This window comes from Mesorhizobium sp. CA10 (genome assembly GCF_020165285.1).
Taxonomy (GTDB): domain Bacteria; phylum Pseudomonadota; class Alphaproteobacteria; order Rhizobiales; family Rhizobiaceae; genus Mesorhizobium.
The window spans coordinates 472,002-494,389 of record NZ_JAIUHV010000002.1; the positions used below are offsets into that span (position 1 = coordinate 472,002).

Below are 22,388 nucleotides of genomic sequence, written 5' to 3' on the forward strand. Positions count from 1 at the left end.
TCCGTTGACCCTGCACAGGAGCAGGCGTATCGTCGCCAAGAGGAAAACAGACAATTCGAACGTGGAAGAACGTGCCGCAACGCCGCGCCTTGCCCTGGTTGGCGCGGTAGAGGCGGACGTTCCTTCCAGCGGCTTCGGGGGGAGTTCAATGTCTGGCGTTCGCGGCTCGTTCCTGCGTTCCCGTGGCCGCCGTTTGCGCCGCGCAATCGCAACAAGCGGCGGAATTCTGGCTTTGGCGCTGTCCGCCGGCTTGTGGCTCGGCGTTGCGAAGGCGCAGGAAACGCAGATCATCTATCCCGGATCGATGGCGGTCACCGGCTTCCCCGGCACCACCATTCCCGATTTCGATCTGGGTCTGCCCCCCGGCGTCGACCCGGTCGACGAGACCTTCATCGATACGTCCCGCGCATCCTTGCGCATTTTCGACGTCTCGCATCTCGGCGGGCCCGCTTCCGGCCAACTCGTCAACACGCGGCCGCCCTTCGAGGTGACGGCCGGGCAGATCGGCGAGGTGTTCGGCCTCGCCTATGACGATGGCGTGCGCGACGGCGTGCCCTCAGGCGTTCCCAACCTCTACGCGGCTGCGACCTCGCTGCATGGCGTCGAGATCGTCACGCCGGACGCCGACCATGACGGCAGGCCGGAACGGCAGCGCCGCGGCACCGCGGGCGCCACTTTCATGCAGGGTCAGTTCGGCACCGAGAATGGCGGCGGACCAGGCACGATCTGGAAGATCGACGGCATCACGGGCGCCGTCTCCAAATTCGCCGACATCGACACCAACAGCGGGCCGGGCATCGGCAACCTCGCCTTCGATGCTACCCATCGCCAGTTCTTCGCTTCGGATCTCGATACCGGGCTGATTCACCGCATCGATATCGAGGGCAATCTGATCGACAGCTTCGACCATGGCGTTGCCGGGCGCCCGGCGCATGGGCTCGCCCCGGTCGCCGACGACGGCGCCGTGATGGACATCCAGGCTGCCGCTTTCGATAGCGAAGACCCCGCGACCTGGGGCTACACGCAGGATGCGCGCCGGGTCTGGGCCGTCGCCTATCATGGCGGCCGACTCTACTATTCCGTCGGCGAGAAGGCCGAAATCTGGTCGGTCGGCATCGCGAGCGACGGAGGCTTTGCCGGCGGTCCGCGCTGGGAACTGACGGTCAAGGCGGACCAGGACTATGCCGTCACCGACATCGCCTTCGACAATAAGGGCTTCATGTATCTCGCCCAGCGCGGCCCGGTCGAGAACCGCTACGATTACAGCCACTTCGCCGATTCCGGCAAAGGCGAACTGATACGCTACTGGCGCGAGGATCCGGACGATCCGGCAACGGAATCGGCCTGGGTCGAGGTGCCGCAGGAATATGCCGTCGGCTTTCCGCAGGGCAACCGGCAGTCGGCCGGCGGCGTCGACCTGCAATATCGCTATGACGCCGAAGGCAATCTCGACACTTCCGTTTGCACCGACACCGTCGTCAACACCGGCGACAAGTTGCGCGACAATCCCGAACTTGCCGAGCGCCTCGCCGCCGGCGGGCCGCTTGCCGTGCATGGCGTCCAGCTGACGCCAAGCGCGCTGGTCAAGCCGGCGAACGTTCCGCCCTTCGGCTCGTGGTTCGTCGACTTCGACGGCTATTTCGAAGACCCGGACGTCCAAGGCCATATCGGCGACGTAAGGGTCTGGCGCCCCTGTGAGGGCCGCGCCGGCTACTATGAGGAAATCCCCGGCGGCGGCTACCTGCCTCCGTTCTATCCGCCCGACTTCCCGCCGCCCGGCAACCTGCCGCCCTGCGTGGATGTCGAGGACGTGCATTACTACTGCACGCCACGCGGTCTGCGGGCCGAACTCACTCTCCATGACCATGCCGGCTTTGGCGGCGATTCGATCAAGGCGCAGTCCAGGACGCCCGGCGTCGGGGTATCAACCCCCATGTCGCATGTTCCGGGCAAGCCCTACACGATCGACATCACCGGCCATGATCCGGGCGACACCGTCAATGTCGGGCTCTGCTTCTACCGCAAGTCCGACCAGGACAAGGGTGGCTACTACCCTTGTTGCAAGATGACGCTGCCGCTCAGAACGCCAGCCGTCAGCTGCGAACGTTGAGGGAGGGACAGATGAGCAATCTCGCCCTTTCCCGCTTCGTTTCGAGCAACCCGAAACCCGTCATGGAGACGATCATGAAACCCCTGTCATATGCCAGGCGCGGCGCGCGCTGGCTGATGGCGGCCGGTGTCGGGGTCGCCATGACGGCTCTGCCGGCGTTTGCCCAGGACCAGGTTCCGGCCAAGACCAATCAGGCCGCCAATCCGGCGTCACGCGGCATCAATGCGGAACTCGCGCGGATCGTGCCCTTCTTCACCAAGAAAGGCAGCCAGAAAAACTGCGATACGGTCGAGTACGTCCTGAGCTTCGGCATCCATGGCGACCCGCAGGACTTCGACCGACCAAGCGTGGCCGCCCTGCTCAAAGCGACAAGGCTCGATTTCAAGGACCAGCTGCCGCACGGCCTGCAGATTGTCGGCGTCGATGTCACCGGCGACGGCACCAGCGCCTCCGGCGGAGCGCTGCCCGTTGCTTCAATCGGCACGTCGGACAGCCCGAACGACACGGCCAGCGTTTCCAACTTCCGCATCAGCGCTGCCAACCTCGATGGCGCGGGTGCTGCGAACGAACGCGTCATCACCTTCCGCATCACCGCCAGGATAGATCATGCGACCTTTCCCGTGCCGACGACGGTCGACAACCAGGGTGAGATCGAGGTGGCCTTCAGGGGCGGTCCGGCAACAACGATCCACTCGCAGGATCCGGACAGACCGGACGACGGTGATTTCCTGACCGGCGTGAAGACCTCGATCAAGATCGACTTGATCAAGTGCAACCCGCCGCCGCCACCTCCCGGCAAGGAATGTTTCAAGGTCGAGCGTGGCACGGTCGATTGCGTGCCCGGCGGCGGCGCCTTCATCTATCATATGCCGGTCGGCCCGGAGATGGGCGACAAATGGATGCAGGTGTCGACGACGACGCCCGGCGTCAGCATCGTTCCCGACATGCAGAAGGTGCCGATCGGCGGCGGCGTGCTGAACTGGAAGATTATCGGCGCTTCGCCCGGCGAGACCATCCACCTCGTCGTCACTGGCATCGAGACCTATGCCGGCCCGAAGGAAGGCTGGGGGCTCTGCTGCACGCAGGTGATCGACATCGTCATCCCGCGTGACCTGAGATGCCCGCCCAAGGACAAGGAGCCGGACCTGAAGGTCGAGAAACATGCGGACGTGCCGCGTTGCACGATGGCCGGCGGCTGCGACTTCACCATCACCGTCACCAATGTCGGCGACGCGCCCTATAACGGCAAGATCGTGCTCGACGAGGTGACGCTGCCGGCAGGCTCAGTGCTGACCTCCGGGCCGAACGCGCCCTGGGTCTGCGCGCCCGGCACGACGCCGATGACCTGCACCTATCCGGCGACTACGCTCAACCCCGGCGCCTCCGTCAACCTCAAGCTCGGCTTCAAGCCGGCGGGCGGCTGGCAAGGCGGCGTGCTGCGCAACTGCGCCGCCTATGACTACCAGGCCAGCGGCAAGCCGCTGTTCGGCAGCCAGCAGAACGACCGCGGCTGTGCCTCGATCCCGATCTGCCGCCGCGGCGATCGCGATCCGCAGTGCAATCCGCCGGTCGAGAAGAAGGTCGACCTGATCCTGAAGAAGCGCGCCCGTACCCCGGTCTGCACGCCGGACGGCGCCTGCACTTTCGTGATCGACATCATCAACAACGGCACCGGCACCTATAACGGGCCGCTGACCGTGATCGACACCTACCCCGGCGGCGCGCCGACCTCGTCGACCTTCGGGCCGAGCCCGCCATGGGCCTGCGGACCGAACGGCCCCGGACAGTTCCGCTGCGACAATGCCGGCATCTCGCTGCCTCCGGGCGCCTCGACGCCGATCGTCGTCAGAGCGGTGATGCCGGCGAACTACCGGCCGGACACGGTGGAGAACTGCGCCGAGGTGAAGGGCATTGCCGGCGAGGTCGACCTCGCCAACAACAAGGCTTGCGCCACCGAGCGCATCCGCCACCCGAATGGCGGCCAGGCCGGACTGCGCATCGCCAAGACCTGCGATGGCTCGCTTGCCGGCGCTGCGGTTGTTTCCTGCCGCATCACCGTCGTGAATGCCGGCACCGCCGCCCCCACCGGCCCGGTGCGGGTCAACGATGCCGCCACGCTGGTGTCAGGCGGAGCGCCTGTGCAAATCCAGAGCGTCACCCCCGACGGTGCGGACTGGGCTTGCGGACCGGTGCCTGCCAACACGCTGTCATGCCAGATTCCCGGCGCCGCGATGACGCCCGGCACCAGCCGGCACTTCGACGTGACGGTGAGCGGCAACGGCGCGTTCGAGAATTGCGCACGCGGCTCCTACGGGCCGGCGCCGGGTGACGACATCGTCTACCCGGTCGGCCAGGCCTGCGCGAAGGGCGGCGGCGGCTCGATCATCCACGTCGAGAAGACCGGCGATGCCGAGTGCCGGCCGGGAGAACCATGCTCGTTCGAGATCACCATCACGAACGATGGGCCTACCCCCTTCTCCGGCCCGGTCCGCATCGGCGATGCGATCGGCATCGACGGCATCGGCAGGTTGGAAGGCGTCCGGATCACCTCGATCGAGCCGCCGTTCGGCTGCTCGCCGGAGCCGGCGACGCTGCCGGCGTCCTGCATCGCGAACCTGGCGCTCGGCGCCGGCGAAAGCCACAAGCACCATGTCACGGTGACGCTTCCCGACGACAGGCGGCTTGCCGATCTAAAGGGCACGGTCAGCGGACAGAATTGCGTCGGCGTGCTCTCGCCGAATACGCCGGTGCAAAGCGGCGGCGACGTGCTGTCGCGCACGCCGAGCGGCATGCAGGGCGATCGCGGCAAGGCCTATGCGTGCCATCCCTTCACCGTCAGCCGAGAGGTTAAGAACCAGTGCTTGTATGGAATGGTGCTGAACTCGGCCGGCCGTTGTGTCTGTCCGGAAGGCACCACCTTCCGTGATGGCCAATGCTCGTCCGGTGGCAGCAAGCTTCTGCCGGTGCCGCAGCGTTGCGTCCTGCTCCAAGGCCAGATCCGCACCGAGGACGGACGCTGCGTCTGCCCGCGCGGCACCGAATTGGAAAACGGCAAGTGCGTCCAGGGCGAAGAGCCGCAGGAGCCGCAATGCAAGCTGCGTCCCGGCCAGTACCGCGACCAGAACGGCAACTGCGTCTGCCGCCGCGGCGAGCTGGTGAACGGCGTGTGCCAGGTCGTCCCGCCGAAATGCTCGATCCGTGGTGCAGTGCTGACGACGGACGGCTGCGTCTGCCCGAAAGGCACGCATCTCGACCGTGCCGCCAAGGCCTGCGTGCCTGACAGGGAGCCGCCCGCCCAGTGCCGTATCCGCGGCCAGTCCCGCAACGCCGATGGCGATTGCGTCTGCCCGAGTGGCATGGAGGTGCGCGGCGGCGCCTGCCGGCCGATCGTGTCGAAGCAGTGCCCGGTCCGCGGCCAGGTGCGCGACGCCAATGGCAACTGCGCCTGCCCGGACGGCCTGGTGGTGCGGGGCAAGGCCTGCCAGCGACCGAGGCCGAGCCAGGAGCAGTGCGCCATCCGCGGCCAGGTCCACAACAAGCGGGGTGACTGCGTCTGCCCGCGCGGGACCGAAATCCGCAACGGCGCCTGCCGCAAGGCGTCGGTGGAATGCGCACCGGGTGCGGAGTTCATCGACGGACAGTGCCAGCCGGTTTTCACTCGGCGGCGCTGCCCGGCCGGAACGGCCGGACAGTATCCGGATTGCTACCCGATCCGCAGGCAGCCGGACATCGAGATCAACCCCGGCATCCTGCTCAACCCGAATGTGCTGCAGCAACTGGTGCCGCAGCGCCAGCCACGCCGCATGCTGCAGGATCCGGCGGGCGCCAACATCCAGAACTTCAAGCCGTAATCGTGCGGCTGAAGATCGAGACCCGCCGGAGCGATCCGGCGGGTTTTCTCTTCCACATCGAAGAAAGCTCCACGGCAGGCGGCCAGTGCGCCCGTCGAAAACATGCTCCCCCTTGGCCGGATCATGGTCGAGGGCGTTTCACCGTTTCACGAAAACGGTGAACGCCCTATCTCTTTGTTTTCACGCAATTCCGGACGGAAAAGCGCTCGCACTTTTCCTGGAATTGCTCTAGGCAATCGCCCTGACAGGCGCGACCATGCGCACAGGACCGCCGGGAGAATTTGCGCCATGAGCAAGAAGACCCTGATTGCGCCATCGGTGCTGGCATCGGATTTCTCCAAACTCGGCGACGAGGTCGAGGCCGTTGCGGCGGCCGGGGCCGACTGGATCCATCTCGACGTGATGGACGGCCATTTCGTGCCCAACATCACCTTCGGCCCGCCGGTGATCAAGGCGATCCGCAACCGCACCAAGGCCTTCTTCGACTGCCATCTGATGATTGCGCCGGCCGATCCTTACCTGGCGGCCTTCGCCGAAGCGGGCTGCGACGGCATGACGGTGCACGCCGAGGCCGGGCCACATCTCGACCGCTCGCTCCAAACCATCAAGAACCTCGGCAAGAAGGCAGGCGTCTCGCTCAACCCGGCAACGCCGGAAACGGCGATCGAGTATGTGCTCGACCGGCTGGACCTCATCCTGATCATGACCGTCAATCCGGGCTTCGGCGGGCAGGCCTTCATCCCGGCGATCATCGACAAGGTGAAACGGGTGAAGGCGCTGATCGGCGGTCGGCCGATCCGTATCGAGATCGACGGCGGTGTTTCGGCCGAAACGGCGCCGCTAGTGACCGCGGCCGGTGCCAATGTGCTGGTAGCGGGCGCCGCAGTCTTCAAAGGCGGCAGCGTCGAAGCCTATAGGGCAAATATCGAAGCAATTCGAACGGCTGCCGACAGGGCCGCCAGTTAAACCTATAACGGTGCGAGCCTCGCGGGAGTTGTACAACCGTGACAAGGATTGAACGATTGTTCATTCTATGAAGCGACGCAGGAACATCGACTTTTCCCTGAGATTCTACTTTGTTCAATAAATAGACGATCCGCTTGTCTTAAAGTCGAATATCGTCATCTTCCGCTTGAGACACCTCATTGTCCGGCTGTATGACACATGTACGGGAATTGCTTCGCCGCGGGGCCCTGGCAAACCAGGGGCAAAGCAACAGGAGTTCGATTGACAAACGGAAACACCGAGCCGGGCGAGAGCAAGGGCGCCAAAAGCACGCTTGCCAGTTCGGTCTACCAGCAACTCCGCGACGACTTGCTGCGCGGAGCCCTGGAGTCCGAGACGAAACTGCGTGTCGAGTGGGTCGTTTCCCGCTATGGCGCCGGCGCCTCGCCGGTGCGCGAGGCGCTCAACCGCCTGGCTGCCGAGGGCCTGCTCGGCCGTCACGACCAACGCGGCTTCTTCCTGATGCCGGTCAGCGCCGCGGAACTGGAGGAGCTGACGCGTACGCGCTGCTGGCTGGAGGAGCGGGCGCTGCGCGAATCCATTGCGCACCGAACCGCAGAATGGGAAGAGCAACTGGTGCTTGCCCTGCACCGCCTGGCGCGCGCCGAGCGCCGCCTGCCGGATGACCCGGCAACCAACAATCCGGAATGGGAAAAGCTGCACCGCGCCTTTCATCGCGCCCTGATCGCGGCCTGCAGGTCGCACTGGCTGATCGGCTTTTGCGACCAGCTTTCCGACCAGGCCTCGCGCTACCGCCTGATCGCGCAAAACGCGCCAGGCACGGGGCGCGACGATCTCGGCGAGCACCGCATCATCGCCGAACGCACGCTGGACGGCGACGCCGACGGCGCGGTCGAGGCGCTTCTCAATCACTACCGCCTCACCGCGGCGATGTGCATGGAACGCCTCGCCCAGGGTTATGATCCGAAGGCCGGCAAGTCCCAACGCGGCCGTAAATAGCGGATCGAAAAATCAACGCAGTTTTTGCTCCGGGCGCCAAATCTGGTATTCGCTCAGGCGAGCGCAAGGCATGCGCCATTCGGCCTTCGTCCGCCTTGAGGACATTTCATGACCAATCATCTCTTCAGCGCATTCCGTTCCCGCATGCCGGCGCCTGGCCGGCTGCTGATGGAGACGGATGACGGCCGTTCGATCACCTATGGCGACATGCTGGCGAAGTCGGCGCAGCTGGCGCATGCCCTCGCGCAGGCCGGCGTCGAGCCCGGTGACCGTGTCGCGGTTCAGGTCGAGAAGAGCCCGGAGGCGATGCTGCTCTATCTCGCCTCGTTACGCACCGGCGCGGTCTTCCTGCCGCTCAACACCGCCTACACGCTGCCCGAGCTCGACTATTTCTTCCGTGATGCCGAGCCGAAACTGATCGTTTGCGATCCGGACCGCCTTTCGGGCGTCGAGCCGCTTGCCGCGGCGGTCGGCGCCACGGTGCTCACGCTCGGCCGCGACGGCCAGGGGATACTGGCTAGCCAGGCTTCGCGGCAAGCGACGGATTTCAGCGATGTCGCGCGCGGGCCGAACGATCTTGCCGCGATCCTCTACACTTCCGGCACGACCGGCCGTTCCAAGGGTGCGATGCTCAGCCACGAGAATCTCGCCTCGAATGCCCGCGTGCTGGTGGAGCAATGGCGCTTCGGCGCCGACGACGTGCTGATCCACGCGCTGCCTGTCTTCCACACACACGGCCTGTTCGTCGCCACCAACGTCGTCTTGATGGCCGGCGCGACAATGTTGTTCGAGCAGAAATTCGATCCCGCGCGCATTCTGTCGCTGATGCCGCGCGCGACGGCTTTGATGGGCGTGCCGACCTTCTATGTGCGGCTGTTGCAGCAGGACGGCCTGACACGCGAGGCGGCGGAGACGATCCGGCTATTCATCTCCGGCTCGGCGCCGCTGCTCGCCGAGACGCACAAGGCCTGGCGCGAGCGCACCGGCCACGCCATCCTCGAGCGCTACGGCATGACCGAGACCAACATGAACACGTCCAACCCCTATGACGGCGAGCGGCGCCCGGGCACGGTCGGCTTCCCCTTGCCCGGAGTCTCGCTGCGCATCACCGATCCCGAGACGGCCAAGCCGCTGGCCCAGGGCGAGATCGGCATGATCGAGGTCAAGGGGCCGAACGTCTTTGCCGGCTATTGGCGCATGCCCGACAAGACCAAGGCCGATTTCCGCGACGACGGCTTCTTCATCACCGGCGACCTCGGCCTGATCGATGCCGACGGTTATGTCCACATCGTCGGGCGCGGCAAGGACCTGATCATCTCCGGCGGCTACAATGTCTATCCGAAGGAGATCGAGAGCGAGATCGACGCGCTCGACGGTGTCGGCGAAAGCGCGGTGATCGGCGTGCCGCATCCCGATTTCGGCGAAGGCGTCACCGCGGTGGTGGTGCGCAAACCGGGCTCGGCGATCAGCGCCGCCGACATTGTCGGCGCCATCGCCGGACGGCTGGCGAAATACAAGCATCCGAAGCAGGTGATCTTCGTCGACGAACTGCCGCGCAACACGATGGGCAAGGTGCAGAAGAACGTGCTGCGCGAGGCATATAAGGATATCTATACAGCCGGCTAACAACACTGCGTCGTCACCCTGGGGCGAAGCAAGGAGCGAAGCGACGCGCGCAGACCCTAGGATCCATGCCGTTACGCTAAGGCTTTGCAAGGATTACAGAATTCTGCACCGTTGCGCCCTGCGGCAGAGGTCACGGAATGGATCCTCGGGTCAAGCCCGAGGATGACGAAACCGCGAAGGCCTACGCTCCAAACACCTTCCTGCCGCCGATCCAGACGTTGCTGACATCCAGCCCCTCCGACAGACCAACAATGTCGGCTGCTGTCCCGTTGGCGAACCGGCCAAGCCTGTGCGCCTGGCCGATCGCCTCGGCCGGATACAGCGAGGCCATGCGCAGAGCCTCGTCGAGATCGAGCCCGACGACGCGATGGACGTAGTGCACGGCGGAAATCATGTCGAGATCGGCGCCGGCCAGCGTGCCGTCGGCAAGCCTCAGACTCCCGTCCTTGCGGTAGATGGTGCGGCCGTTGAGCGTGAACGATGTCATGTCGGTGCCGATCGTCGCCATGGCATCGGTGACCAGCACGATCTTGCCAGGCCCCTGCTTGCCGCGCAGCGCAAGCATCATCGTCGCCGGATGGACATGGATGCCGTCGGCGATGATCCCAGCATACAGGCCGCCGGTGTCGATCGCCGCACCGGCCAGGCCCGGCTCGCGGTTGCCGATCTGGCTCATGGCGTTGAACAGGTGCGTGACCACCGTGGCGCCGGCTTCAGCGAAGGCGGTTGCCGTCGCGTAGTCGGTATCGCTATGGCCGAGGCTGACGACGACGCCGGCCTTGGCCAGCGCCGCGACACGGGCCGGCTCGACCGATTCCGGCGCGATCGTGGTGAGCAGGACGGGAAGCTGTTTGCGCGCGGCGATCAGCGCCGCCTGGTCGGCGTCGGTCATCGGCCGGATCAGCGCCGGATCATGCGCGCCCTTGCGGGCTACCGAGAGATGCGGCCCTTCCAGGTGCAGCCCGAGGAAGCCCGGCGCCTTTTCCCGGGCGGCCTCGGCGCCGGCGGCGATGGCGGCGGCGGTGATCGCCGGCGTGTCGGTGATCAGCGTCACCAGCAGCGCGGTGGTGCCGAAGGGCGCGTGCGCCCGGCAGATGGTCTCGATCGAGGCGACGTCGGGATGGTCGTTGAGCATCACGCCACCGCCGCCATTGACCTGGATGTCGACGAAACCGGGCACAAGCAGGCCGCCGCCGGTCTCGACCGTCGAAACGCCGGACGGAATCGCCCCGGTGGGCAGGATGGCCTCGATGACGTCGCCCTTGACGACGAGGGCGGCGTTGTCATGCCAGTCGGCGCCGTCGAAGATGCGGGCGCCGGTGAGTGCGAAACGGTCGCTCATACGGTTTCCGTCACCTTGCGCAAATTGCGCGGCGCGTCGGGGTCGAGGCCGCGATGGCGCGCGAAGGCCTCGACGAAGCCGTAGAAGGACACGATTAGCGGCAGCGGATCGGTCAGCGGGTGGCCGGTGGCGACATGGGGAAGAAGCCGCGCGGCTTTTGCCTTGTCGGAGGTGATGAAGGCGGCGGCGCCCTTGGCCGTCAGTCCGTCGGCCGCCTCGGCGACCGAGGGTTCGGACGCATCGCGGGCGGCAAGCGCCAGGACCGGGAACCCGGGGCCGACCAGCGCCAGTGGCCCATGCATGATCTCGGCGGCGCTGTAGGCCTCGGCGTGCATGGCGCAGGTTTCCTTGAATTTCAGCGCCGCCTCGCTGGCGATCGCGAAGGACGGGCCGCGGCCGAGGATGAACAGCGATTGCGGGTTCTCCAGAGCGCCGGCGAGCGCCATCCAGTCGCAGGCGATCGCCTTCTCGAAATGGCCGGGAAGGCCGGCGAGCGCCTTAAGCAGTGCTTGGTCGTCGGTCGCATGCGCCATCAGCGCAAGGCCGGCAACGGCCGAATTGACGAAGGTCTTGGTGGCCGCGACGCTGCGCTCAGGTCCGGCCAGAATGTCGATGGCGTGGTCGGAAGCCCGCGCCAGCGGCGAGTCCGCCGTGTTGGTGATGGCGACGGTGAGCGCGCCGCCAGCCCGAGCGGTTTCGGCCATTGCGACGATGTCCGGGCTCTTGCCCGACTGCGAGATCGCCAGGCAGGCCGAGCCCCGGAGCCTCAACCTGGCGCCATAGATCGACGCGATCGACGGCCCAACGGAGGCGACGGCAAGGCCTGCCGTCAGCTCGACGGCATATTTCATGAAGGTCGCGGCATGGTCGGACGAGCCGCGCGCCACGGTGACGACGAAATGCGGATCGCGCTCGCGAAGGCCGCGACCAGCCTCGGCCAACATGGTGGACGAGCCGTCGAGAAGGCGCGCGGCCGCTTCCGGGATCTCGTTGATCTCGCGCCGCATATGGGTGGTGCTGGCATTCATGGCCGGAGCTCCTCTCCCGGCCCGGTCAGCCGGAGTTCCGCGACGAAATCATAGGCGTCGCCCCTGTAGACCGAGCGGGTGAACTCGATCACCTTGCCGCTCGCCAGATAGGAAATGCGCTCGATCTGCAGTCCGGCAACCCCCGGCGGCACTTCCAAGAGGCGCGCATCGGCGTCGCCGAGATTGGTTGCGGAGATGCGCTGCACGGCACGTACCGGGCGATTGCCGGTCGTTTCCAGCGCCGCATAGAGCGAGGAGCCGATCGCTTCGGGATCGGGCAGGACGCTGGCCGAGAGCGCCGCGCGCTCGATCGCCAGCGGCGTGTCGTTGGCGATGCGAAGGCGCGCGACGCGCGCCACCAGCTCGGTCGAGGAGAGGCCCAGCACCATCATCTCGTCCGGCGACGGCGCATAGAGGCCGCGGTCGAGCCAGACCGAGCGCACATTCATGCCGCGGCGCGCCATGTCCTCGGTGAAGGAGGTGAGCCGTGACAGCGACTGCTCGACACGCTCCATGCGCGGCGCGACGAAGGTGCCCGAGCCATGACGCTGGACGAGGATGCCGCCCTTGACCAGGTCCTGCACCGCCTTGCGCACGGTGACGCGCGAGATGTCGGCCTTGCTGGCGATGTCGCGCTCGGAGGGCAACGCGTCGCCCGGACCGATCAGGCCGCGATTGACCGCTTCCTCGATGCTGCGCCTGAGCTGCAAATAGAGCGGCGCGCCGCTCTGCGAGGATTCTTTCAGCATGGAGAAGATCTGGTCGGCGGCGCTCATCGGGCGGCCTCCGGACCCTTGGCAAAGATGCGCAGGGCCATCTGCACGGCGCCGCCCAGCGCATCGTCGAGCGGGGCTTTGAGCAGCGCCTGATAGCGTGCCGAAAGGCGCGGCGCATAAAGCGGCGCCAGGCCGCCGAGCAGGCAGAGCGGAGCATGGTCGGCAAGCTCGAGCGCGTTGAGCGAGGCCTCGACATCGGCGACCGCCTTGCCGAGGATGAAATTGGCGACGAGGTCGCCCTTTCCTGCATGCTCGAAAACCTTTGGCGCGAAGCCGCCGAAATCGCCCGGCTTGGCGTTGGTGGTGAATTCGACCACGTCTTCGGGATTGTTGCGGAAGACAGCGAGCATGGCGTCGGTCAAGGGCGAGCCCGGACGGATGCCGTCATAGGCAAGCAGCGTCTGTTCCAGCAGGTCGCGGCCGATGCGGGCGCCGCTGCCCTGGTCGCCGACCTGGAAACCCCAGCCGCCGATGGCGCGCGACTTGCCGTCCTTACGCGCCATATAGGCGGTGCCGGTGCCCAGAATGGCCATGGCGCCGTCACCGGAGCCGACCGCGCCCTCTAGCGCGATCTCGGCATCGGTTTCGACACGACTCCGGCTGAAGGGCAGGATCGCCTCGAGCTGCTGCCGGTAGGTGCCGACATTGGCGCCGGCGAGACCGAGAATGGCCGGCGTTTGGGGAATCAGTTCCGGATCCGCCCCGGCGGCCAGAAAAGCCTGCTTGGCCGCCTCGACAATGTTGGCACGGGCGCCGGTGAGGTCGGTGCGGATGTTGGCGGCGCCGCTCTTGGCGCGACCGACAACGGCGCCGCCGACGGTCGCAAGGGCCGCCCTGCAGCTGGTGCCGCCGCCATCGATGCCAAGCACGAATTTCACGCGATTTCTCCTCGGAGCCCGATAATACCAATAAAATACCAATAGCCAAGAGTTAATTTCTGTTCAAAAAAGATTAAGGCGCATTTTATTGAAAAATCACGCCAATTTGCCGACAAGGGAGGTCCGCCGCCTGAAATTCATTAATGCGTGTGGACAAGTGGTATTTTTTTGGTATTGTTCGCTCAATCGGAGGAAAATGCATGGCCGAGATGCGCACCGAAGCGCTCCACCAGAATGCCGAGGGGCTGGATGTCCAGGCCCCCGAAACCATTCTGGCGTTCCTGGCCAACGCCCAGATCGAGGCCGGCAAGGCCGTGCACGGCGCCATTCCGGCGATTGCCCTTGCCGCCGAACTCATCGCGAAGCAATTGAAGAGCGGCGGCAAGCTTGCCTATGCGGCGGCCGGCAGCTCCGGCTTGATGGCGCTTGCCGACGCGTTGGAGTTGCCGGGCACCTTCGGCATTGCGCGCGACCGCATCGCCATCCTCATCGCCGGCGGCGACGACGCCTTCCGCACGCTGGCAGGCGGGCCGGAGGACGACACCGAGGAAGCGGCGGCGGCGGTTGCCGCGGCTGCTATCGGCAAGGGCGACTGCCTGATCGCCGTCTCCGCCAGCGGTTCCACGCCATATGCCGTGCGGGCGCTCGAAGACGCGCGCAGCCGGGGCGCCGCCACCATCGCGATTGCCAACAACCGGGGCGCCGTCCTGTTCAAGCAGGCCGACGTCGCCATCCTGCTCGAAACCCCGCCTGAGCTGATCGCCGGCTCGACGCGCATGGGCGCGGGCACGGCGCAGAAGATCGCGCTCAACATGCTGTCGACGCTGACCGCGATCCATCTCGGCCATGTCCATGACGGCTACATGGTCAATCTCACCGCCGACAACATCAAGCTGCGCGACCGCGCCGTGCGCATAGTCGCCGCCATCAGCGGCAAGAGCCGCGACGACGCCGCCCGCCTGCTCGAAGAGAGCCGCGGCGGCGTCAAGACCGCCATTCTGCTCGCCGCGGGCGCCGCCAGCGCCGACGCGGCCGAGAAGATACTGGAAGGAACCGGCCAGAAGCTCAGGCCGGCGCTTTCCGCGCTGGGTCATGATTCCGAAAAGTGGAACCCGCTTTTCGGAAAAGATCATGCCCTAACAAAGAGGTAGGGCCCTTTTCATCCCGATTTCCATCGGGGTGAAACGGGCTTGCGAGGGGAGCAAGGGGCGCTGAGCCCCTGTTCTCAAAACCGAACCTGAAAAAGGTCAACAGGGAGACTGAAGATGAAGACCAAACTACTGACGGCCCTTCTGCTCGGCACAAGCATCCTCGGCACGACTGGGATGGCGCTGGCCGAGGACGTGACGCTCAACATCGAAAGCTGGCGCGGCGACGACCTGACCATCTGGAAGGACAAGCTCATTCCGGCCTTCGAAGCTAAGAACCCCGGCATCAAGGTGGTGTTCGCGCCTTCGGCCCCGACCGAATACGACGCGGCCCTCGGCGCCAAGCTCGCTGCCGGCTCGGCGGGCGACCTGATCACCTGCCGCCCCTTCGACAAGTCGCTGGAACTGTTCAAGAAAGGCAACCTCGCCGACCTGAGCTCGCTGCCTGGCATGGAGAACTTTTCGCCCGTCGCCAAGGCCGCCTGGCAGACCGACGACGGTAAGTCGAGCTTCTGCGTGCCGATGGCCTCGGTCATCCACGGCTTCATCTACAACAAGGATGCCTTCGACAAGCTCGGCATCAAGGTGCCGCAGACCCGCGACGAGTTCTTCGCCGCGCTCGACAAGATCAAGGCGGACGGCACCTACATCCCGATGGCGATGGGCACCAAGGACCTCTGGGAAGCCGCGACCATGGGCTACCAGAATGTCGGCCCGAACTACTGGAAGGGCGAGGAAGGCCGCCAGGCGCTGATCAAGGGCGAGCAGAAGCTCACCGATCCGCAGTGGATCGAGCCCTTCAAGGAATTGGCCAAGTGGAAGCCGTATCTCGGCGACGGCTTCGAGGCGCAGACCTATCCGGACAGCCAGAACCTGTTCACGCTCGGCCGCGCCGCCATCTACCCGGCCGGCTCGTGGGAAATCGGCCTGTTCAACACCCAGGCGCAGTTCAAGATGGGCGCCTTCCCGCCGCCGGTCGAGAAGGCAGGCGACACCTGCTACATCTCCGACCACACCGACATCGGCATGGGCCTGAATGCGGCATCGAAGCATGCGGAAGAGGCCAAGAAGTTCCTGTCCTGGGTCGCCTCGCCGGATTTCGCCACCATCTACGCCAACGCGCTGCCCGGCTTCTTCAGCCTGAACTCCTCGCCGGTGAAGATGGAAGACCCGCTGGCGCAGGAGTTCGTCTCCTGGCGCGGCAAGTGCAAGTCGACGATCCGCTCGACCTACCAGATCCTGTCGCGCGGCACGCCGAACCTCGAGAACGAGACCTGGGTTGAATCGGCCAATGTGATCAACGGCACCGACACGCCGGAAGCCGCGGCCAAGAAGCTGCAGGACGGCCTCGACAGCTGGTACAAGCCGGCGAAGTAAGAGCATCGATTGCGATGCCGGCCGGGCTCGGGCCCGGCCGGCGTTCAAACAGTTCCCGATAGCGATTGTCGGCGCAGCCTCCCGGTCTTACCCTCCCAATGCGGGGAAGACGGAGCCGATCTGTCGCTGGCCTTGTCTTTCTCCTCAAGGGGACAGCCAAGCCGTGCATCGAGGCATCAGCTAGCATCAACCGACCTGGAACCCAGAGACGGCGGGGAACCGAACTCATGGCTACCGAACTCATGGCTGCAGAAACGCGACCGAAAAGAGCGATCCGCTGGCATGTCGGCGTCTTCCTGGCGCCGGCGGTGCTGGTCTACACCGCATTCATGATCCTGCCGCTGTTCGGCACGCTGCAGCTTTCGCTGTTCCGCAACATCGAGCAGTCCCAGGTCTTTGTCGGACTGGGCAATTTCCGCACGCTGTTCGGCGATCCGAACTGGTCGGTGAATTTCTGGAACGCGCTGAGGAACAATGTCTGGTTCTTCATCATCCACATGCTGGTGCAGAACCCGATCGGGGTGCTTCTGGCGGCGCTTCTTTCCAGCCCCCGGCTGCGCTTCACCGCCTTCTACCGCACGGCGATCTTCGTGCCGACGATCCTGTCCTTCGTCATCGTCGGCTTCGCCTGGAAGCTGATCCTGTCGCCGATCTGGGGCGTGGCGCCGCATCTGATGGATTTCGTCGGATTGAAGAGCTTCTTCACGCCGTGGCTCGGCAAGGAGCAATATGCGCTCACCGCGCTCAGCCTGGTCTCGGTCTGGCAGTTCGTCGGCATCCCGATGATGCTGATCTATGCAGCGCTGCTGTCGATCCCCGACGAGGTGATCGAGGCGGCCGAATGCGACGGCGTCACCGGCATGGCGCAGTTCTGGAAGATCAAGCTGCCGCTGATCCTGCCCTCGATCGGCATCATCTCGATTCTGACCTTCGTCGGCAATTTCAACGCTTTCGACCTGATCTACACGGCGCAAGGGGCGCTTGCCGGGCCGAACTATTCGACCGACATCCTCGGCACCTTTCTCTACCGCGCCTTCTTCGGCTTCCAGCTGCAGGTCGGCGATCCCAACATGGGCGCGACCATCGCCACGATCATGTTCCTGATCATCCTCGCCGGCGTCTGCGTCTATCTGTTCCTCGTGCAGACGCGCCTGCGTCGCTACCAGTTCTGAGGCGCACCATGAGCACAGCCACACGTTCGCTTCCCCGCGCCATCGGCGCGCATGCGATCCTCCTGACCTACACGGCGATCGCGCTGTTTCCGGTGGTCCTGGTGGTGATGAATTCGTTCAAGTCGCGCGCAGGCATCTTCGGCGCGCCGCTGACGCCGCCGACGCCAAAGACCTTCGACCTGATCGGCTACACCACGGTGATCGGCCAGGGCGACTTCATCCACTATTTCCAGAACAGCCTCGTCGTCACCGTCGCCTCGCTGTTCTTCGTGCTTCTGTTCGGCGCGATGGCCGCCTTCGCGCTGTCGGAATACCGCTTCCGCGGCAACACGATGATGGGGCTCTACCTGGCTCTCGGCATCATGATCCCGATCCGCCTCGGCACCGTCGCCATCCTGCAATTGATGGTGGCGACCGGGTTGGTCAACACGCTGACGGCGCTGATCCTGGTCTATACCGCGCAAGGCCTGCCGCTGGCGATCTTCATCCTGTCGGAATTCATGAAGCAGGTGTCCAGCGACCTGAAGAATGCAGGCCGCATAGACGGGCTGTCGGAATACACGATCTTCTTCCGGCTGGTGCTGCCGCTGGTGCGTCCGTCCATGGCGACCGTCGCCGTCTTCACCATGATCCCGATCTGGAACGATCTGTGGTTCCCGCTGATCCTGGCGCCTTCGGAGGAGACCAAGACCGTGACGCTCGGCGCGCAGCTCTTCCTCGGTCAGTTCGTCACCAACTGGAACGCGATCCTGGCGGCGCTGTCGCTGGCGATCCTGCCGGTGCTGATCCTCTATGTCATCTTCTCGCGGCAGCTGATCCGCGGCATCACGTCGGGAGCGGTGAAGTGAGCCGCAATAGCCAACTTTTGATAGGGCTGCGCTTCACCCTCTCAGGAAAAAATGGAGCAGTCAGGTGAGCGATAAAACCTCTCTTCGCGTAGTCGTCGCCGGCCTCGGCAATATGGGCCGCAGCCATGCGCTTGCCTACCACAGCAACCCAGGCTTCGAGATCGCCGCACTCGTCAACCGTTCCGACGTGCCGCTGCCGGACGGGCTCGCCGGCTACGGTATAAGGCGCTCCTTTGACGACGCGCTGCGCGACGAGAGGCCGGATGTCGCGGCGGTCGCCACCTATTCCGACAGCCATGCCGACTATGCGGTGCGGGCCTTCGAGGCCGGCTGCCATGTCTTCGTCGAGAAGCCGCTGGCGACCACGGTTGCCGACGCAAAGCGAGTCGTCGATGCCGCGAAGGCCAACGGCAAGAAACTGGTGATCGGCTATATCCTGCGTCACCATCCGTCCTGGGTGCGGCTGATCGCCGAGGCGCGCAAGCTCGGCGGCCCATATGTCTTCCGCATGAACCTCAATCAGCAATCCTCCGGCCACACCTGGGAGACGCACAAGCAGCTGATGCAGACGACGTCGCCGATCGTCGATTGCGGCGTGCATTATCTCGACGTGATGCTGCAGATCACCGACTCGAGACCCGTCGAGGTGCGCGGCATGGGGGTGCGGCTGAGCGACGAGGTGGCTCCGTCAATGTACAATTACGGGCACCTGCAGGTGCTGTTCGAGGACGGCTCGGTCGGCTGGTACGAGGCCGGCTGGGGGCCGATGATCTCGGAAACGGCCTTCTTCGTGAAGGACGTCATGTCGCCGAAGGGCTGCGTCTCGATCGTGATGAAGGAGGGCGTCAGGTCCGACGACATCGACACCCATACCAAGACCTCGACGATTAGGCTGCATAGCGCGGCGACTGGGCCGGACGGCAAATTCGCCCGGGAGGACCAGCTGCTGTCGATGGAAGGCGAACCGGGCCACCAGGAGCTTTGCGACCTCGAACAGGCCTTCCTCCTCAAGGCCATCCGCGAAAACATCGACCTCACCCGCCACATGGACGATGCCGTGAAATCGCTCGCCGTCTGCCTTGCCGCCGACGAGAGCGTGCGCAGCGGCAACGCCGTGAAACTCTAGAACAGGGACGACGCCGTGGGTTCGCTGAAGATCGAGAATGTGAAGAAGGCTTTCGGGCCGGTCGAGGTGCTGAAGGGCATCAACCTCGAAGTGACGGACGGCGAGTTCGTCGTCTTCGTCGGCCCGTCCGGCTGCGGAAAATCGACGCTGCTGCGCGTCATCGCCGGCCTGGAAGATTCGACCTCCGGCCGCGTGCTGATCGACGGCACGGACGTTTCCGTCACGCCGCCGGCCAAACGCGGCATCGCCATGGTGTTCCAGACCTACGCGCTCTACCCGCATCTGACGGTGAAGAACAATATGGCGCTTGGCCTGAAGCAGGCCGGCACGCCGGCGGCCGAGATCGAGCGGCGCATCAAGATCGCCTCCGCGATGCTGTCGCTGGAGCCCTATCTCGAGCGCCGCCCGGCGGAACTGTCGGGCGGCCAGCGCCAGCGCGTCGCCATCGGCCGCGCCGTGGTGCGCGAGCCGAAGCTGTTCCTCTTCGACGAGCCGCTGTCCAACCTCGATGCGGCGCTGCGCGTCAACACCAGGCTTGAGATCGCGCAGCTGCACCGGCGGCTGAAGGCGACGATGATCTACGTCACCCACGACCAGGTCGAGGCGATGACGCTGGCCGACAAGATTGTGGTTCTCAACGCCGGCCGCATCGAGCAGATCGGCAGCCCGATGGAGCTCTATAATTCGCCGGCCAACGAATTCGTTGCCGGCTTCATCGGCTCGCCGAAGATGAATTTCATCGACGGCGCCAGGCTTGGCGAGACGGCCAAGACCATCGGCGTGCGGCCGGAACATGTCACCGTCGACGCGACGTCGGGCGCCTGGAAAGGCACGGTCGTGCATGCCGAGCATCTCGGTGCCGACACCAATCTCTATCTCGACTGCGAGAAGGCCGGGCTGATCACCGTGCGCATCTTCGGCGTCTACAATGCCGAGCCGGGCGCGACGCTCTACGCGACCCCGGATGCGGCGAAGACGTATCGGTTTGGAGCGGATGGGAAGGTGTTGAGGTAGCGGCGGCTTCCCCTTCTCCCCTTGTGGGAGAAGGTGGCCGCGAAGCGGCCGGATGAGGGGTGTTGGAAGGATCTCGTCGCGGCAGAATGAAGCGTGGGATATCTTCAATCTTCAAGGCGGCACTCCGGTGGAGCACCCCTCATCCGTCTCGGCGCTGCGCGCCGATCCACCTTCTCCCACAAGGGGAGAAGGGATAGTCGCACCTTACTCGTCCGCTTTGAACGTCTGCTTCTGCTGGCCCAATCCCTCGATGCCGAGCTCGACGACGTCGCCCGGCTTCAGGAACACCTGCGGCTTCATGCCGAGGCCGACGCCGGGCGGGGTGCCGGTGGAGATGATGTCGCCGGGATGCAGCGACATGAACTGGCTGAGGTAGGCGACCAGATATTTGACGCCAAAGACCATGGTCCTGGTCGAGCCGTTCTGCATGGTCTTGCCGTTGACGGTCAGCCACATCTTCAGGTTCTGCGGGTCGGCGACCTCGTCCTTGGTGACCAGCCAGGGGCCGGTCGGGCCGAAGGTGTCGCACGACTTGCCCTTGGTCCACTGACCCTGGCGCTCGGCCTGGAAGGCACGCTCGGAGACGTCATGCGCGACGCAATAGCCGGCAACATAATCCAGCGCGTCGTCCTCCGAGACATACTTCGCTGTCTTGCCGATGATCACGCCGAGCTCAACCTCCCAGTCGGTCTTGACCGAGCCGCGCGGGATCAGCACGTCGTCATCGGGCCCGACGATCGCCGAGCTTGCCTTCATGAAGATGATCGGCTCCGGCGGCACGGTGGCGCCGGTCTCGGCGGCGTGATCGGAATAGTTCAGGCCGATGCAGATGAATTTTCCGGTGCCGGCGACGCAGGCGCCCAGGCGCGGCTTGCCAAGGACCACCGGCAGCGACTTCGGATCGAGCTTCGAGAGCATCTCCAGCGAAGCCGGATGAAGCGCCGTGCCGGCGATGTCGGCGACATGAGCCGAAAGGTCGCGGATCGTCCCATCCGCATCGAGCAGGCCGGGCTTTTCGCAGCCAGCTTCGCCATAGCGCAACAACTTCATCTCAACGTTCTCCACCTTGCGGCCAAGGGCCGGTTTTGCAAATTCCCATCAAAGCCAGCGGACCGTAGTTGCCGACCCCGTCCACGGCAAGCAAGCCTCGCTACTATGCCGACCAAATCGTCGAGATTTTCAGACGTTTCGATCCGACCGCCCCACCGATATCCGAGCCTCTCGTCAGATCGACCAGCCGCCATCGATATTATAGGCCTGCCCCGACGTGTAGGTTGCGCCGGCAAGATAGACGGCGAGATCGGCGATCTCCTCCGGCGTGCCAAGCCTGCCCATGGGCTGGCGGGCGATGAAGGCCGCGCGCGCTGCCTCATAGTCGCCTTGGGCATGCATGCGGTCCTGAAGCGACGGGCTTTCGACCGTGCCCGGGCAGATCGCGTTGCAGCGTATGCCCTTGGCGACATAATCGGCGGCAACCGCCTTGGTCAGGCCGACCACGGCTGCTTTGGTCAGTCCGTAGACGAAGCGGTTCGGCACACCCTTTTGCGAGCTTGCCAGCGAGGCCATGTTGATGATCGAGCCGTCGCCGCGCTCCAGCATGCCCGGCAGCACGGCGCGGATGGTGCGGATCATCGAACGGACATTGAGGTTGAGCGCGAAGTCGAGATCCTCGTCCTTCATCTCGAGGATGGAGCCGCCATGGACGAAACCGGCGCAGTTGAACAGCACGTCGACTTGGCCGATCTCGGCGAATGCAGTAGCGACGGCCGCATCGTTCAGCACATCGAGCTTGCGTATCTTGATGCCAGGCGTCTTGCCCAGCTCGGCCAGCAGCGGCTCGTTGATATCGGTGGCGTGAACGGTCGCGCCCGTCTTGGCGAAAGCCAGCGCGCTCGCCCGGCCGATACCTTGCGCCGCCGCGGTGACCACAACCACCTTACCCGCCAGATCCGCCATGTTTTCTCCTCGCCTGCCTGGAGTGTTTCACCGTTTCACAGAAACGGCGAACCGCTCCATCTCCTGCTTTGGCGCAATTCCGGACGGAAAGCCGCTCACACCTTTCCTGGAATTGCTAGTGCGTCCGCCTCTATCGATGGCCGGCCCAGGCGTCGTGTGCCAGACAGCTGG

General features: G+C 65.0%; 17 protein-coding genes. 11 read left to right on the forward strand and 6 right to left on the reverse strand.

Annotated elements, in window-relative coordinates:
- Positions 1 to 148 precede the first annotated feature (148 nt).
- The 5 genes from LB535_RS05725 (at position 149) to LB535_RS05745 (ending at position 9,552) form a co-directional block, all read left to right on the forward strand.
- The gene (locus LB535_RS05725; protein ID WP_411969528.1) at positions 149 to 2,110 is read left to right on the forward strand and encodes a hypothetical protein; all 1,962 of its coding nucleotides are present in this window, start codon (positions 149 to 151) and stop codon (positions 2,108 to 2,110) included.
- Between the two features lie 11 nt (positions 2,111 to 2,121).
- Complete coding sequence (locus LB535_RS05730) at positions 2,122 to 5,961, forward strand: DUF11 domain-containing protein (RefSeq protein ID WP_224631491.1); 3,840 nt, start codon at positions 2,122 to 2,124, stop codon at positions 5,959 to 5,961.
- A 288-nt stretch (positions 5,962 to 6,249) separates the two neighbouring features.
- Complete coding sequence (rpe, locus tag LB535_RS05735; protein ID WP_224631492.1) at positions 6,250 to 6,927, forward strand: ribulose-phosphate 3-epimerase; 678 nt, start codon at positions 6,250 to 6,252, stop codon at positions 6,925 to 6,927.
- Between the two features lie 261 nt (positions 6,928 to 7,188).
- Positions 7,189 to 7,926 (forward strand): GntR family transcriptional regulator, encoded by a 738-nt coding sequence (locus LB535_RS05740; protein ID WP_224631493.1) that lies wholly within the window; start codon positions 7,189 to 7,191, stop codon positions 7,924 to 7,926.
- A 108-nt stretch (positions 7,927 to 8,034) separates the two neighbouring features.
- Positions 8,035 to 9,552: a malonate--CoA ligase gene (locus LB535_RS05745; protein ID WP_224631494.1), complete on the forward strand. Its 1,518-nt coding sequence runs from the start codon at positions 8,035 to 8,037 to the stop codon at positions 9,550 to 9,552.
- A gap of 181 nt (positions 9,553 to 9,733) precedes the next feature.
- Here the strand turns inward: LB535_RS05745 and nagA are convergent, their stop codons facing one another.
- From nagA to LB535_RS05765, 4 genes are read right to left on the reverse strand one after another with little or no spacing between them, the layout of a single operon-like run.
- Entirely contained in the window at positions 9,734 to 10,894 is a 1,161-nt protein-coding gene (gene nagA, locus LB535_RS05750; RefSeq protein WP_224631495.1) for an N-acetylglucosamine-6-phosphate deacetylase, read from the reverse strand.
- Complete coding sequence (locus LB535_RS05755) at positions 10,891 to 11,922, reverse strand: SIS domain-containing protein (protein ID WP_224631496.1); 1,032 nt, start codon at positions 11,920 to 11,922, stop codon at positions 10,891 to 10,893. Before LB535_RS05755 ends, nagA begins: the two co-directional genes overlap by 4 nt.
- Positions 11,919 to 12,698, reverse strand: a complete 780-nt coding sequence (locus LB535_RS05760) for a GntR family transcriptional regulator (protein ID WP_224531693.1) — start codon at positions 12,696 to 12,698, stop codon at positions 11,919 to 11,921. Before LB535_RS05760 ends, LB535_RS05755 begins: the two co-directional genes overlap by 4 nt.
- On the reverse strand, positions 12,695 to 13,576 hold the full coding sequence (locus tag LB535_RS05765; protein ID WP_224631497.1) for a BadF/BadG/BcrA/BcrD ATPase family protein: 882 nt from the start codon (positions 13,574 to 13,576) through the stop codon (positions 12,695 to 12,697). Before LB535_RS05765 ends, LB535_RS05760 begins: the two co-directional genes overlap by 4 nt.
- A 200-nt stretch (positions 13,577 to 13,776) precedes the next feature.
- Between LB535_RS05765 and LB535_RS05770 the strand changes: the two genes are divergently transcribed.
- The 6 genes from LB535_RS05770 to LB535_RS05795 all read left to right on the forward strand — a co-directional run bounded on the left by LB535_RS05770 (position 13,777) and on the right by LB535_RS05795 (position 20,261).
- Positions 13,777 to 14,727: an N-acetylmuramic acid 6-phosphate etherase gene (locus tag LB535_RS05770; protein ID WP_224631498.1), complete on the forward strand. Its 951-nt coding sequence runs from the start codon at positions 13,777 to 13,779 to the stop codon at positions 14,725 to 14,727.
- A gap of 114 nt (positions 14,728 to 14,841) precedes the next feature.
- Positions 14,842 to 16,101, forward strand: a complete 1,260-nt coding sequence (locus tag LB535_RS05775; RefSeq protein ID WP_224631499.1) for an ABC transporter substrate-binding protein — start codon at positions 14,842 to 14,844, stop codon at positions 16,099 to 16,101.
- Positions 16,102 to 16,343: 242 nt separating this feature from the next.
- Positions 16,344 to 17,273 (forward strand): carbohydrate ABC transporter permease, encoded by a 930-nt coding sequence (locus LB535_RS05780; protein WP_095768146.1) that lies wholly within the window; start codon positions 16,344 to 16,346, stop codon positions 17,271 to 17,273.
- A gap of 8 nt (positions 17,274 to 17,281) precedes the next feature.
- Positions 17,282 to 18,121, forward strand: coding sequence for a carbohydrate ABC transporter permease (locus LB535_RS05785; protein WP_224604417.1), 840 nt, complete (start codon positions 17,282 to 17,284; stop codon positions 18,119 to 18,121).
- 112 nt (positions 18,122 to 18,233) lie between these two features.
- Positions 18,234 to 19,247, forward strand: a complete 1,014-nt coding sequence (locus LB535_RS05790; protein WP_263490618.1) for a Gfo/Idh/MocA family protein — start codon at positions 18,234 to 18,236, stop codon at positions 19,245 to 19,247.
- Positions 19,248 to 19,262: 15 nt separating this feature from the next.
- A complete protein-coding gene (locus tag LB535_RS05795; RefSeq protein ID WP_224631501.1) occupies positions 19,263 to 20,261 on the forward strand; it encodes an ABC transporter ATP-binding protein in 999 nt (332 codons plus the stop codon).
- 204 nt (positions 20,262 to 20,465) lie between these two features.
- On the opposite strand, the gene LB535_RS05800 is transcribed toward LB535_RS05795, so the two are convergent.
- On the reverse strand, positions 20,466 to 21,311 hold the full coding sequence (locus tag LB535_RS05800) for a fumarylacetoacetate hydrolase family protein (protein WP_224631502.1): 846 nt from the start codon (positions 21,309 to 21,311) through the stop codon (positions 20,466 to 20,468).
- Between the two features lie 174 nt (positions 21,312 to 21,485).
- Complete coding sequence (locus LB535_RS05805) at positions 21,486 to 22,217, reverse strand: SDR family oxidoreductase (RefSeq protein ID WP_224629686.1); 732 nt, start codon at positions 22,215 to 22,217, stop codon at positions 21,486 to 21,488.
- Between the last annotated feature and the right edge of the window lie 171 nt (positions 22,218 to 22,388).